General features: G+C 47.4%; 9 protein-coding genes. 3 read left to right on the top strand and 6 right to left on the bottom strand.

Annotated features, from left to right (window positions below):
* Positions 1-10 precede the first annotated feature (10 nt).
* The 4 genes from AC1RJL_RS18680 to AC1RJL_RS18665 all read right to left on the bottom strand — a co-directional run bounded on the left by AC1RJL_RS18680 (position 11) and on the right by AC1RJL_RS18665 (position 6,717).
* Positions 11-3,220: an efflux RND transporter permease subunit gene (locus AC1RJL_RS18680; protein WP_492916840.1), complete on the bottom strand. Its 3,210-nt coding sequence runs from the start codon at positions 3,218-3,220 to the stop codon at positions 11-13.
* 228 nt (positions 3,221-3,448) lie between these two features.
* Positions 3,449-4,456 carry a lysylphosphatidylglycerol synthase transmembrane domain-containing protein gene (locus AC1RJL_RS18675; protein ID WP_492916838.1) on the bottom strand — a complete coding sequence of 336 codons (1,008 nt, stop codon included), beginning with the start codon at positions 4,454-4,456 and terminating at the stop codon, positions 3,449-3,451.
* Positions 4,453-5,589 (bottom strand): CDP-alcohol phosphatidyltransferase family protein, encoded by a 1,137-nt coding sequence (locus tag AC1RJL_RS18670; RefSeq protein WP_492916836.1) that lies wholly within the window; start codon positions 5,587-5,589, stop codon positions 4,453-4,455. Before AC1RJL_RS18670 ends, AC1RJL_RS18675 begins: the two co-directional genes overlap by 4 nt.
* A 135-nt stretch (positions 5,590-5,724) precedes the next feature.
* A complete protein-coding gene (locus AC1RJL_RS18665) occupies positions 5,725-6,717 on the bottom strand; it encodes an LLM class flavin-dependent oxidoreductase (RefSeq protein ID WP_492916834.1) in 993 nt (330 codons plus the stop codon).
* 193 nt (positions 6,718-6,910) lie between these two features.
* On the opposite strand from AC1RJL_RS18665, the gene AC1RJL_RS18660 reads away from it, so the two are divergent.
* Positions 6,911-8,905 carry an AsmA family protein gene (locus AC1RJL_RS18660; RefSeq protein WP_492916832.1) on the top strand — a complete coding sequence of 665 codons (1,995 nt, stop codon included), beginning with the start codon at positions 6,911-6,913 and terminating at the stop codon, positions 8,903-8,905.
* On the opposite strand, the gene AC1RJL_RS18655 is transcribed toward AC1RJL_RS18660, so the two are convergent.
* Positions 8,883-11,225 (bottom strand): ATP-dependent DNA helicase, encoded by a 2,343-nt coding sequence (locus AC1RJL_RS18655; RefSeq protein ID WP_492916830.1) that lies wholly within the window; start codon positions 11,223-11,225, stop codon positions 8,883-8,885. The genes AC1RJL_RS18660 and AC1RJL_RS18655 overlap by 23 nt on opposite strands.
* Positions 11,209-12,891, bottom strand: coding sequence for a VRR-NUC domain-containing protein (locus AC1RJL_RS18650; RefSeq protein WP_492916828.1), 1,683 nt, complete (start codon positions 12,889-12,891; stop codon positions 11,209-11,211). Before AC1RJL_RS18650 ends, AC1RJL_RS18655 begins: the two co-directional genes overlap by 17 nt.
* 336 nt (positions 12,892-13,227) lie before the next feature.
* On the opposite strand from AC1RJL_RS18650, the gene AC1RJL_RS18645 reads away from it, so the two are divergent.
* Both AC1RJL_RS18645 and AC1RJL_RS18640 read left to right on the top strand, forming a co-directional pair.
* Positions 13,228-13,653 carry an OsmC family protein gene (locus tag AC1RJL_RS18645; protein WP_492916826.1) on the top strand — a complete coding sequence of 142 codons (426 nt, stop codon included), beginning with the start codon at positions 13,228-13,230 and terminating at the stop codon, positions 13,651-13,653.
* Positions 13,654-13,764: 111 nt separating this feature from the next.
* The gene (locus AC1RJL_RS18640; protein ID WP_492916824.1) at positions 13,765-14,262 is read left to right on the top strand and encodes a pyridoxamine 5'-phosphate oxidase family protein; all 498 of its coding nucleotides are present in this window, start codon (positions 13,765-13,767) and stop codon (positions 14,260-14,262) included.
* Positions 14,263-14,271: the final 9 nt, after the last annotated feature.

Genomic DNA, 14,271 nt, shown 5'->3' with positions numbered 1-14,271 from the left:
GTGCCGGGACTCAAAAAGCGCTAGGGTTTGGGATAGTGGCTGAAGGTGAACCAAAACTGCGTTGGTTAAATGGATATTGCGTCAGGCGACGATGTAATCCGGCAAACAGCACAGGTACAAATAACAAGGTGGACACAGTGGCAAAAACCAGTCCGCCGATAACAGCTTTACCGAGCGGTGCGTTTTGTTCGCCGCCCTGGCCTAAACCCAACGCCATCGGCAACATTCCCATAATCATCGCAAACGCCGTCATTAATACCGGGCGTAAACGAGTGGATGCTGCTTCAAGCGCGGCGGCGAGCGGTGCAACGCCTTCTTGCAAACGCGTGCGCGCAAATGACACCAATAAAATACTGTTTGCCGTTGCGACACCCATGGTCATGATCACGCCTGTAAGCGCAGGAACGCTGAGTGTGGTGCCGGTTAAAAATAACATCCATGCAATACCCGCCAATGCGGCAGGTAGTGCACTGATAATAATTAATGGATCAAGCCAGGATTGGAAATTCACCACGACCAATAAATACACCAAGCCAATTGCCACGACGATTCCCGCTGTCAAACCAATAAACGCAGTGTTGAGTGTTTCGATTTGGCCGCGCACTTTTAATTCAACACCGCGTGGTAAATCAGCGCGTGCTTTTTCAATTAATTTATTAATGTCGCGGCTGACTGATCCCAAATCACGCCCCTGGATATTAGCGTGGATGTTAATCATGTTGGTGCTGTTGTAGCGGTTCACTGCCGACGTTTGTACGGTGCGTTCATAGGTCACGACATTGCCCAGCAATTGTTGTTTGCCATCGTTGCCTTTACCGATCGGGATGTGCATGAGTTCATCGATACTGTCCATATCCGACTCAAGGCTGCGCGCACCGATATTGTACGTATTGCCGTTGGCTTCGTTGAGCCAATATGTTGGCGTTGTCTGCATACTGCCGCTTAGTGCGATCATCATATTTTCTGCAACATTGCGTGCGCTTAAACCCAGGTGTTGTAGTTGAGTGCGATTAATTTCAAGTGAGAGCGTTGGTTTACTCCAGCGTTGATAAACATGTGCATCAACAATGCCGGGAATTTTGCGCAATTCATTATTGAGCGCAGCGGCGAGCGGCATTATGTCGGACGGTTTTCCGCCGATAAATTGCACATCAATCGGTGCCGGAATACCGAAATTTAATGTCTGGCTAATTTGGTCTGCCGGCTGGAAAAAGAATTCAACATGGGGGAATTGTTTGGGCAGGCGCACACGCAAATCTTTCATGATATCGGCACTGTTGAGTTTGCCGGGTTTAAAGCTAAACATAATTTCCGAGTCTGACGATTCCGCCGTACCCGAATTGCCGTTGAGTGTATTGATGGTACTGTAAGGTCCGCCGATGATATCGAGGATGTCGCCCATTTGTTCTGCAGGAATTCCTGCGCGAATTTCAGCGTGGATCTGGTCGACCAATTTCGGCATTTGCTCCAGGCGCGTTCCTGAAGGTGCACGAATATGCAGGCGCAATTGACCACTATCAACAGTGGGAAATAAATCTTGCCCGAGGGTTGGATAAAGCCCAAGCGAGAGCACACAAAAGCCAAAAAAAGCCACCGCAAATTGTTTGCGCCGTTGTAACAAACTGGTAAGCACTACCACAAAGTGAGCGCGGAAATGTTCAAATCCATCATTGAATCCATGATGTACACGGGCAAACCCTTGTGCAAAACGATTTTGCGTTGGCTGCTGTTGGCGTTGGTGATGGCCTCTCATCATAAACATCACCAGGGTTGGAATCAGCGTGCGCGAGATGATGTAAGACGCGATCATCGCAAATACTACTGCCTGTGCAAGTGGCACAAACAAATAGCGCGCAATACCATCGAGGAAAAACATGGGTACAAACACGATGCAAATACACATGGTGGATACAAAGGCGGGCACCGCAATTTCCTGGGCGCCATCCAGAATGGCTTGCAGCGGATTTTTACCCAGCGCCATTTGCCGCTCGATATTTTCAATCTCGACTGTTGCATCATCCACCAGGATTCCCACTGCGAGTGCGAGGCCACCGAGCGTCATCAGGTTGATGGTTTGCCCAATCAAATACAGGCAAATCAGCGAGACCATAATCGAGAGTGGAATAGAAACGGCAATGATCAAGGTGCTGCGCCAGTTGCCCAAAAAGAGCAGGATCAATGTAGCCGTGAGTGCGGCGGCAATGAGTCCCTCATGAACCACATTGCTAATCGCTGCTTGCACAAAAATGGATTGATCGAACATCAATTTAATATCGATGCCTTCCGGCATTTTGGCGAGCATTTCGGGAATGGAATTTTTAATATGCTCAACGGCTTCAATAGTGGAAACACCACCAAACGCCAGTACCGAGTTCAACACACTGCGCGACCCGTTTTGGCGGGCAATGGTAGTGCCAGGCGTGAAACCATCGTGCACATTAGCAACATCACTCAATAACAACGTGCGGCCTTTTTCGGTGCGAATCGGAATAGAGCCAATCTCATCAATGGTGGCGATTGCACCGTTGAGTTTGATATCAAACTCACTGTCACCCACTTTCATCACACCGGTTGGTAAAATTAAATTTTGCGCACCCATTGCCGTTACTATTTCAGCGGGTGTGATGTTATTGGCAAGTAGGGCACCTGCATCAAGGTCTACTGCGACTTGACGCGAACGGGAGCCGTAAGGGAAGGTGAGGGACAAGCCTTTTTTGCTGGAAACAATCGGGCGCAGTACTGTGCCTGCCGCATCGCCGATTTCAATATCAGAAAGTGTATCGCTGGATATACTCAGCTGAACCACAGGTAATTCGGATGCAGACCATGCGCGCACCCGGCCGGCTTGAATTCCCTGCGGCATTCCGCGTGCAGCACCATTAGCACTCATTGTCGTTTGCGCGAGTGCAGTATTGATATCGGTGCCGGGCTGGAAAAATACTTTCACAATGCCCAGGCCAGCTACAGAGAAAGATTCTGTGTGTTCAATATTATCGACTGCTTGCCCCAACTCACGCTCGGCCTGATTGGTAATTCGCTCGGACATTTCCTTGGCGGTCAGTCCTTTGTATTCCCATAGTTCCGCAACAACCGGAATTTGGATGATGGGAAAAATATCCGTCGCCATTTTGCTTAATATATAAGGCATGGTTAACAGGATGAGTAGCGCTGCCACAAGGAACGTGTGCGGGCGGCGTAAGGCGAGGTTGACGATCCACATGATTTGGGCTTTTTATAGAAGTAAAAATAATCACGACAGCAATAAGTGCGCCATTTGGTTATTTCAGTAAATACGCGGGATTTGCACGATCCAGGGAGGATGTTGCTGTTTAAAATTAATCACTTTTGTGGGGAAAAGTTGGTTAGCCAACATTGTTGCTGGCGATTTATCGCTTGTGCTTCAAGTGCTTGATTTTTAGTGCAGGACTTATTGTTTGATTAAAGAAAATCAGGCTTGAACAGGTTCGGATGTGGTTTGTAATCCGCGTAAGCAAGCGAGGCCAGCAACCAACACAATCGCATCGCGCAAGCGCATTAATGCAATCAAACCCATCGCTGCGCTGGTCGGTAAATTGAGCGTTTGGAATGACCAGAGCACTGATGCTTCGAGTGTGCCAATACCGCCGGGCACAGGCAGCAATAACGCGAGGCGCATAGCCACAATGATGAGGATAAAACCGGCCAGATCGAGTTGTACATCCATAAACGCCAGAATCAATGCCAATTCACCAAGCAAACCAATCCAACCGGCAATGGATAATAATACGGCCAATACCAAGCGCGGTTTTTGTGTATAAATTGCATCGCGTAAATCGCTGCCCAATGCACTCCAGTGACTTTCAATGCGACTCAGGCGCGGATGTTCTTGCCAGCGTCGTGCAAGGCGTTCAAAGCGAGCAGATAGCCATTGCGGTTGTTGTAGTATCAACCAGCCCAGCAGCGATAACACCATCAATAAAACTAACAGCACGCCGCCCATTTTTTGCCAGGCACTTACATCCAATGCAGGAGAAAAAATTAATAAAAATACGCCGAGCAAAAGCACAGAGAAATTGATCCAGAGCTCGTAGAACCGATCCATTCCCAGTGATAACAATGCTTTGTGTAAGGGCAATCCACAGCGTTTGCACAGCCAGAAAATTTGTAGCGGCTCGCCGCCAAATTGTGGGCCGGGCGTAATAAAACTCACTGTCTGTCCTGCCTGTCGGATCAATACCAGTCGCCACAAATTTACTTGTGCGTTAAGTGCTTTGGCTAATAATTGCCAGCGCCAGGTAAGCATGACGATGATCAGAAGGTTTAATCCTGACCAGAGCATCCATTGTGTTGCACTGAGTGAGCTGATGCTGGTTGCAATTTCATCCAGCGGCAGTTGTGTCAGTGCCCATGCAACTAACCCAAAGGCTAATGACCACAACAGCGAGGTGATAATTTTTATTTTTGTGTAATGACTCATTGGGGTTCCTCACCATCGCGTCGGTTCACCCAATGATCGTCCCATTGCCAGAGGCTAAAGTGACCGGTACCCAAAAGCATCAACCAGGCACCGCTGAAAATAATAATTGTGGTAATGGCATTAATTGGTTGTGCAATTTGTATCAATCCAATTAATACCAGTATCGCAATTGCACCAACGCGACCGGCTGCGCCCAGCAGTATCATTCCACCGAATAAAAACAGGCTGTAACTTAAAATGGTTGGTATAAATATATCGCTATCGTGCGCGAACATCACCAGTAGAATACACAACGCTACCCGCAAAAATGGTTGGAAAATATGATGGCTAAATAAGGCGAGGCGATTAAAAAATTGCTGGGTACTTGCCAATTCAGCGCGAACTCTACCGCTCACTACCAGCCAATCTACTATGAAGCCCAACAGGATAGGCAGTGTAAATGCCACGGCGACAATAACGGTGAAGGGGGCATGGAAACACGGCAATAAAACCAGTGCGACAAGCCCCATTTGGAATCCGGCCAGTGTCCGGCGCAACATGCTCGGCATTAACGGATATACCGGTAAGTGGTGAGTGCGTCGCCAGTACAGACCCCACACGAAAATGTAGTAGGCCGCGCTCACCAGCAAAAAACTCCAATGAATTTTACCGTAGCCTATGGCGAGCAACGGGGCAACTAACAATCCCAGCGCGTCATAAGCTGTATCCAGCTCACTGCCCAATATGCTGGTGCGTTTACTGCGACGTGCGACAAATCCATCCATGCGATCAAGAATAGCGGTGATGGTATACAGCACACCGGGTACCCAACCGGTTAATCCTGCCGCTTGCGGCTGCAATAAAAATCCCCCGGTTAATGCAATCAAGCCGCCGCGCAACAAGGTCAAACTATTTGCCAAACCAAGGTGCCGATAGGGGACTGCATCTACACTTGCGTGATTTAACTCAATTCTTCGCCATAATTCCCACCACACAAAACACCATAAACCACTGGCTATCAGCAACCATTGCAATGCATTCACCGGGGTGGCGATATTGGCAAGGCTAAAAAAGCCGGCAAGCAAAGCGCCGATACCCATCAGGCCGGCTAATAATGCGTCGCGTTTTACAGGTGAGAACATACGGATGGTCATCGTCAAAAATCAAGGGTGCCTATCCTATACGTGAACTCGGATGATTGGCAGAATTAAATAAACTTTAAAAATCGAGTTTATTTAATCTGTTATTAGAATTGATAATCTTGCGGGAATATCTACCTATCAAATAGATCAATTTACTTTCATGGCTGCCAACAACTCCAGTGCGCGCAAGCGTTTTTGCGGATCGTAAACATCAATCGTAAACATAAACTCGTCAATGCCGAGTTCTTCGGCGAGGTTTTCCAGTTTCGCTTTTACTTGCGCGGGATTACCGACGGCGGCGAGGGATAGAAACTCCCGTACGTGCAATTCTTCTTCGATATTCCACAAGCCTTCCATCGATTCAATCGGCGGTTTCAACCACAGGGGATTGCCGCGCAGCAACGCGAGAATACGTTGGTGGCTGGTAGTCGCCAGATGTTTTGCTTCAGTTTCGGAATCCGCAACAATCACCGGCATGCCCAACATCGCGTAGGGCTTTTCAAGCGTTTCAGAGGGCACAAACTGGGTTTTGTAAATGCGTAGCGCCTCGCGCATCAGGCGCGGTGCAAAATGACCGGCGAAGGCATAGGGCAGGCCGCGTTTTGCCGCGAGCTGTGCGCTGAATAAGCTGGAACCCAGCAACCAGATGGGCACTTGTGTTCCCGCTCCCGGAATTGCTTTCAGGCGCTGGCCTTGTTTGAGCGGGGCCAGTAATTGCTGCAACAAATTGACCTCGGTCGGGAATTCATCGGCAGCAGTGTGATCGCGCCGCAACGCGCGGCTGGTAATCGGGTCAGTACCCGGTGCGCGGCCAAGTCCCAAATCGATTCGACCCGGATACAAACAGGCGAGTGTCCCGAATTGTTCGGCAATCACCAGCGGTGGATGGTTGGGCAACATGATGCCCCCCGAGCCCACCCGCAATGTTTTGGTGCCGCCGGCGATATAGCCAATCAACACCGCTGTTGCCGAACTGGCGATTCCTTCCATGTTGTGATGCTCTGCCAGCCAGAAACGATGAAACCCCAGTGTTTCAGCGGCCTGCGCGTAGCACAGCGAGTTTTGCAGGGTTTCATGGATGGTGGAATGTTCGCGGATGGAGGCAAGTTCAAGTAGGGAGAAAGGGATATTGTTCAGCATGATTGATACTCGGCAAAAGCAGTATACGAGGGAGGCACTGGCGCCAATAATGAGGTTAATGGGGACAAGAGTGAAGCGTTCAAGGTGTAAAAGGGGTAAGGAAGAGTAAGGTATGCTTTGGTGTGGCAGGGAACAGAAGACGATTGATATGTCCATTAGGCTCAAGGATGAACCAATTGCGATGGATATTCCTATGACTTTTGAACGTGTCCGCCAACATAAGATAGCTTCCACCATCGGCGTTTTAGTGCTGTTACTGTTGATCGCTGTAGCCGGGGTGATTATTTTTTCTGAAACACTGGTGCGTATGCTGGTCGAGGACAAGGGCAGTAAATCCCTGGGACGCGAGTTGCGTATTGAAGGGCCGCTCAAAATAGATTGGCATTGGGGCTTCACGGAACTCCGCGCGGAAAAAATCCGGTTGGGTAATGCTCCCGGATACAAAGAACCGAATATGGTGACGATAGAATCTCTGGACCTGACCTTCAAACCACTAAAACTATTGATAGGGCAATTGGAGTTCGGTGTTATCACTATTAGCAAACCAGTGATTGTGCTTGAGCGGAAATCACTGGACGATAACAATTGGAGTTTCCCGATGTTTTCTTCGGCAAATGCAGTTGAAGAAACGGTTACTCCCGATGACCGGCACAATATCCCGTTGGTTGAAAGGCTTGAATTAAACGACGGGCAATTTATTTATCGCGATGCGCCCAAGCAAATAAACCTGAATTTAAAACTCAATTCAGTCAGCGGTAGCGGTGGTGAAAAGCAGGAAGGGAAAAATCGGGAGAACGGGTTTACCGTAAAAGGTGACGGTACTTTGCAAGGTAAAAAATTCTCGCTGGATGCTTCCGGTGGATCACTCGAAACCCTGCGCGATTCTACTGCTGATTTTCCGCTGCAATTCAAGCTTATCATGGGCGATACCCAAGTCATTGTGCGTGGAACTTTCAACGATCCGCTTAAATTCAGCGGCGCCGATGCCAGTTTAAAAATTGTTGGCGATAATCTTGCCGATATTTTTTACCTCACCGCAATTCCTTTGCCGCCAACACCGCCGTATACACTTGAAGGTCAATTGACTAAAGATGGTGATGTGTGGGGCTATCAAAAATTCAGCGGTAAAGTCGGCGGTAGCGATTTGTCGGGCAGCTTGTCTTACGATGTTGGTGGCAAGCGTGGCTTTCTTAAAGCAAATTTATTTTCCAATATACTTAACAGTGAGGATCTGGGTGGGTTTATCGGTTTATCCCCGGATGTTGAAAATGCCACACCCGAGCAGAAAGAAGAATCAGCAAAGAAAAAAGCCAGTCCAAAATTAATTCCTGATGTGCCGCTGAAAGTTGAGCGTTTGCGTGCGACGGATTTGGATGTAACACTGATCGCCAAAGAAATTAATGCACCTAATTTACCCTTTAAAGGAATGGAAGTCCGATTCGATTTGAAAGAGGGCTTACTGAAATTAAATCCTTTTAAAGTTGTGTTGGCCGACGGCACGGTGGAAGGGAAAATTGAGGTTGATGCACGTACAGATGTACCGCCTATGAATGTTGATTTGACAATGCACAAGCTCAGTCTTACACAATTTTTTGCCAATACCCGCTTTGAAAGTACAACCAAAGGATTGTTTGGTGGCAAGATTGCCCTTAAAGGTACGGGGGCGTCACTCGCCGATGTGCTTGGCACCAGTAACGGCGATATGGCGATTATCATGGCGGGTGGACAAATAAGTCAGTTATTAATAGAAGCGTCTGATATAGATATCGGACAAGCATTACCATTATTTTTAGGTAAAGATAAATCCACTACGATTCGTTGCGGCGTGATCGATTTTGATGTGAAAGACGGGATGTTGAATTCAAAAACAGTAGTGTTGGATACCAACGATTCACTCCTGGTCGGCAAAGTGGGTGTGGATTTAAAACGCGAAAAAATCAATGCGCGACTCGATGCCAAGCCTAAAGATAACAGCATCCTCTCGGCACGTATTCCTATTACTTTATCGGGTGATTTGAAATCGCCCAGTATCGGGCTTGATGCAAAAAAGGTGGCTACACGTGGTGCTGCTGCGATAGCGCTGGGCACTTTTTTAACACCTTTTGCCGCAATCCTGGCATTTATCGAAACGGGTGATGCGAAGCATGCAGATTGCCGTGCACTTATTACGGAAGCAGGAGGGGGCTAGTGTTATCGCCACCTGAGCAATTATTGGCATGGCTTTGCTCAACACACCACCAGTCCGGTAGCAAGGACACAACCTGTGGTTGTTGGAAACGTTGATCTAGCAACCACAAATAACCTTTATCCGCTGTGGTGCGAATCACGCGTCCCGCTGCTTGGATGACTTTCTGAATTCCCGGATAGGTGTAAGTAAAATCATATCCTTGCGCGAATTTACCTTGCATCACTGCGCGCAAATGTTCACTCACCGGATTCACTTGCGGCAATCCCAGGGTTGCAATAAAAACCCCTTTTAATGCATCGCCCGACAAATCGACTCCCTCGCTGAATGCACCGCCCAATACGGCCAATCCCAATACATTATTATGCTGGCTAAATTGCTCGATAAATTCCTGCCGATCTTCTTCGCTCATACGCCGCGATTGCACTATCAATTGAATATCACTGTTGATCAATCGTGGACGAATAGCGGATTCCACTTTTTGCAAAAATTCATAGCTGGAAAAAAACACCAAAGCGTTGCCTGGTTGGGTGAAAATTTGCTCTTCGATAAGATGGCAGATAGGTTCTATGGCGGCGCTGCGATCTTTGTAGCGAGTAGACAAATCCATTGCGATCCTGACGTGCAATTGTTCGGGTTTGAACGGTGAAGGTACATTGATGTGAACAGTATCCTCAGGTAAACCCAGCAGCGATTGATAATAATGGGCTGGATGCAGTGTGGCCGAAAAGTAACAGGCGCAGTGGGCGAAACTCAAACGCGCAGCCAGCGGTGTTGCAGGTATCAGGTTGCGCAACGTCAGCAACTCTTCTTTGGTGCCCATCCCTTGCATATCAATACAAAAATCTTCATCAAATACTTCCATTACTTTTTGATAGTTTAAGGCGGCAAAGAAAAATTCTTGTGCAATAGTTTCCTGCACCGCATGGTCCGGATTTTTTTGCAGGAACTCAACATAGGTATTGGTAAACTCAGTTAATGCTATGCCCAGTTTTTCAGGTAATACTGGCAGCAGGAGAAATTGATCCGGACTTTCCGGCAGCAGTTTTAACAGCGAAAGCCAGAGTTTATTGATTTTATCCAATGCCTTTTTAATCGGGGCGGGCGATTGTTTTTTTGCGCTGATCAAGTCGCCCCGGTTTAACTCAGCCGAATACATACCGCGTGCGCGATCAATCAGGTTGTGGCTTTCATCTACCAGTAAATAAGGTTTCCAATCGAACTCGCTAGTAAGCCCCAATAACAGCGGTGTTCCGTCAAAATAATAATTGACATCAGCAACCACTATATCGACCCAACGGCTCATTTCCATACTGAGATAAAACGGGCAGATTTCAAATTCGTAAGCGAGTGCAGTGAGCGCTTGTTTATCCAATACGGGTGTTGCATAAGCAGCCTGGCGCGCAGTGTCCAGTTTGGTGTAAAAATCAAAGGCATAAGAGCAGGTGTTACCCATGCATTTTTTGTCGGGTTCGAGGCATGCTTTTTCTTGCGCGGTTAATTCCAACGTGCGCAGTGGGGTGGTTGAGCCAGTTTTATCACTGGTAATCAAATGGATATTTTCCAGCGCCAATTGTTTGCCGGTCGTTTTGGCGGTGAGATAAAAAATTTTATCGACCGGTGTGCGGGTCATGGATTTAATGGCTGGAAATAATCCGGCCAGGGTTTTGCCAGTACCGGTGGGCGCTTCTGCTAATACCACTCGTCCTGTTGCAGCGGCTTTATAAACTGCTTCGGCCATTACCCGTTGTGGGCTGTGCATGTTGCCATAGGGAAATTGCAGCTGTTCGATCCAGGTGTTGAGCCGTTCCAGGCGCTGGTTAATCTGTGCCTGCCACTGACAATATTTTTCCGCGAGGCTTTCGCAATATTCCCTTAACGCCGCTGCGCTCCAGTTTTCTTCCAGGCGGTATTCTTCTTCATCAGTTAAATTGAAATAAATGAGCGCGATATTAATTTCGTCGCAGCCGTGGGTTTCGCAATACATCCAGCCATAACATTTGGCTTGTGCCCAATGCAACACTTGATGGTTTTCCGGAATGCGTCCTGCATCGCCATAAAATGTTTTGATTTCTTCGATGCAATGATCGTTGGGTGCATAACCATCGGCGCGGCCGCGAAAAGTGATATCACCGTAAGTGATACTCAGGCCCACTTCGGTTTGATAATTGGATGAGCGGTTGCTCGCCACTCGTTGATGGCCTTCAATACCTTCTCGTCCGGTAGGTGAGGGCGTAAATCGGCGGTCAAGGCTGCCGCTTTTGGCTGCAAACTCGACCAATGTTTTTACCGCAACCGCTCTGGGTTTATTGCCAGTTAACATACCAAACCTCGGCGGGAATTGCGTTTGCGGCAAAATAATCCAGCCAGCGCTGCTGGTTGTCCTGAATGCGGTCGCCCGGTCCTTTGACTTCAATCATGCGATAGCTACTGGTAGTAGGTGAAGTACTGGCAGGATAAAACTGGATTAAATCGGGCAGGCCACTGCGGTTGCTTTTAATATCAAATAGCAATCGCTTAAAAATGGCTTTTAAATGCGCTGCCGGAATTGTCTGGAGGGCGAGATCAAGCAGTCCCTGTTCTAAAAATTGCCAGTTCACCAAATGATTAGTCACGCCGTTTTTATTGCACCAGAATTCGCGGATATGATCATGGTGTTGGTTGTCATCCAGTAATTGCCACAGTTGCTGGATGCCGGGGCGATTGCTAACAAAATTTTCCTGATACAAATCCAACGGCGCTGCCTGAAACGGATTGGCAAATGCGCCATCAATGCCGCGAAACATTTCCGGCCACAACCACAAACCAAACAAACCGGTCAGCAATAAATTCTCGACATAAAAGCAGGGCGATTCATCAATGTGGGCGAATTGCTTCACTGCTTCCTCAACACGCAGGATATTGTTATTTTCATCGACTGACTGTGGCAGGATTAATTGTTGCACGATAACCGGTGAGGGAGCTCGCTTGATAATAGCTTCACCCACTTTTTTAGCAAGGCGCGGCGCCATGCGCTGGGCAACTTGCAGTTCATGTTCATCGCAAGGTGAAGTCAGGATTTCATCAAGCAGCTGCCATGCGTCGGTAATATCGCCCTGTTTTTCCAGTAAGCGGATTCGGCGTTCGCGCGCGGGCGGCAAATGGCTCTGGCAATAGAGTTGTAGTGCAAGTGTATGTTCGTTAGTGCGCTCCAATTCATAAGCTAATTGATTACACAAACGCGCCCGACGCCGCTGCAATCCTGCATGATTCAACGGCGCGGGAATATGATTGGCAATGCTGGTTAAATGTTCTATTTCTGTGGCGAGTTGCAGTTCATCGCGCAATTGAATTAATTGTTGGTATTGCTCCAATTCTGCGCGATCTTTAAAAATACGGTGCTGGTGATCAATAGTGTAATTTTCATAGCGGTATAGCCCTAGATCCTGCAATACGAATTCGGTTAGGTTTTGATAGGCATTGCCAAAAAATAACAGCAACAAGTTATTGATAATTGATTGGTTATCCAGGTGGTAAATGTCTCCGAATTGATTGCTCGTCCAATCAGCCCAAGTCTTGGATTCCGGGAATAACCCAGTCAGTTGGGTAATCAATTCTTCTTTGCGTGCCTGTTTGGCACCCGGCAAATACTCACCAAAAACACTGAGCAACTCGGTTTTGGTAAGTGCATTGGCCACTTCATGAATGCTGAGTAATTTGTTATTGCTTAGCATGCCAACTGCAATCAGTTCTGACGCTGCCAGTTCGATGGAATCTATCTCGGCATAGTGCAATTTATCGCGGCGAAACAATAGGCCTTTGCGGCTGGATAAACGTACCAATAAGCATTGGCTGGCATGTGGCAGTTGTTGGAAACACGTCAGAAAATGGCATTCATCGGTGCTGAGTAAATCTTCGTAGCGTTGCAACACCCAGCTCACCAAAAAGTGGAAATTGCTGAGGTAATAATCTGCTGCGAGATCGGGCGTACTGACTGGAGATTGGTTCATTACAGGGCAAATCCGGATGTTCGGGTCATATGTTGGACGTGTTGGACATTAAAATAAGACTCCTCTCAGTTGTGCTAGTGCGAGTAGTGCAAATCCTCTGACGCCCATTCGTGATAATGATCAGGGATATGCAATTATACTGTATGTTAATACAGTAATCGAGCCGTGCTTCCATTAATTCTGTATTGGCTCGTGTGATGGCAGTTGGAATCAATGATGGGCTCATTCGCGTTAGTTACCGCACAGACATTTTTGACCGCAATTGCGATGGTTACCACTAACGAAACCAGCTCAGAATGTGGCTGGCATTTAAGTTTATAACCGGGAGAATTCATTATGTTACGCACCGCAGCAGCAGTCTGGACCGGTACTTTAAAAGAGGGCAGAGGCCATATTTCTACCCAGAGTAAGGTACTTTCAAACGCTCAATATGGTTTCAATACCCGCTTTGAAGATGGCCCGGGCACTAACCCTGAAGAGTTGATTGGTGCAGCGCATGCAGGCTGTTTCACTATGGCATTGGCAGCGCGCTTGACAGAAATGAAACTAACCATTGAGCAATTACAAACCAATGCGGAAGTGACGCTGGAACAATCAGGAAAGGAATTCACTATTACAGCAGTACATCTTGATCTACATGCAAAGGTGCCTGGCATTGATAAAGCGGAGTTTGAAAAAATCGCCAACGAAGTAAAGAAAAGTTGTCCGGTTTCCAAAGTCCTGAATGCGGAAATAAGTTTATTTACTGCGCTTGAAAGTTAAATAACGCACAGAGACAGGATTTTATTTTGCCTATTGTCGATACCACCAAGGTGCGAAATGGACGAATTAAGCGCTGTTTATGCCAGTTGTATATAAATAGGGGATTTTCCAGTGTTTGAACTCATTGAAAGCCCAATTAGCAGATTGCGCGAAAAAATTGATCCCATACAGTTTTGTATGATGACAACGATGAGTGCCGACCATAATTTGTTGAGTCGCCCAATGACTCATCAGGCAATTGATGACGATGGCACACTCTGGTTTTTTACCTCTGATGACAGTCAGGTCGCAGAAGATTTGTATCGCCAGCCCGCAATCAATATCAGTTTTTCCAGCCCATCCGACAATATGTATGTAAGCATGTCTGGTGATGCGTTGCTGGTGAAAGATGTTTATAAAGCCAGGCAATTATGGAACCCAATGGTCGAAGCCTGGTTTCCGTTAGGGCCTAATGATCCGCATTTATCACTTATCAAATTCTCAACGTATTCTGCTGAATATTGGGATGCTGATACCAATAAAATGTTGCAACTTTTTGCGATGGCCAAAGCAAAGATTAGCGGTAATCATTTCAAGCCCAAAGGTGAGCATGTGAAGTTCCATTTTTAGGATATTAAT

The sequence above is a fragment of the Cellvibrio sp. GW822-FHT04B05 genome (assembly GCF_058800985.1).
Note: the sequence above shows the minus strand (reverse complement) of the source record. Positions and strands in the feature narration are given on the sequence as shown.

Bases quoted from the DNA above. Each gene is read 5' to 3' on its own strand.
- AC1RJL_RS18680 (WP_492916840.1), bottom strand. From the start codon at position 3,220: ATGTGGATCGTCAACCTCGCCTTACGCCGCCCGCACACGTTCCTTGTG.
- AC1RJL_RS18675 (WP_492916838.1), bottom strand. From the start codon at position 4,456: ATGAGTCATTACACAAAAATAAAAATTATCACCTCGCTGTTGTGGTCA.
- AC1RJL_RS18670 (WP_492916836.1), bottom strand. From the start codon at position 5,589: ATGACCATCCGTATGTTCTCACCTGTAAAACGCGACGCATTATTAGCC.
- AC1RJL_RS18665 (WP_492916834.1), bottom strand. From the start codon at position 6,717: ATGCTGAACAATATCCCTTTCTCCCTACTTGAACTTGCCTCCATCCGC.
- AC1RJL_RS18660 (WP_492916832.1), top strand. From the start codon at position 6,911: ATGACTTTTGAACGTGTCCGCCAACATAAGATAGCTTCCACCATCGGC.
- AC1RJL_RS18655 (WP_492916830.1), bottom strand. From the start codon at position 11,225: ATGTTAACTGGCAATAAACCCAGAGCGGTTGCGGTAAAAACATTGGTC.
- AC1RJL_RS18650 (WP_492916828.1), bottom strand. From the start codon at position 12,891: ATGAACCAATCTCCAGTCAGTACGCCCGATCTCGCAGCAGATTATTAC.
- AC1RJL_RS18645 (WP_492916826.1), top strand. From the start codon at position 13,228: ATGTTACGCACCGCAGCAGCAGTCTGGACCGGTACTTTAAAAGAGGGC.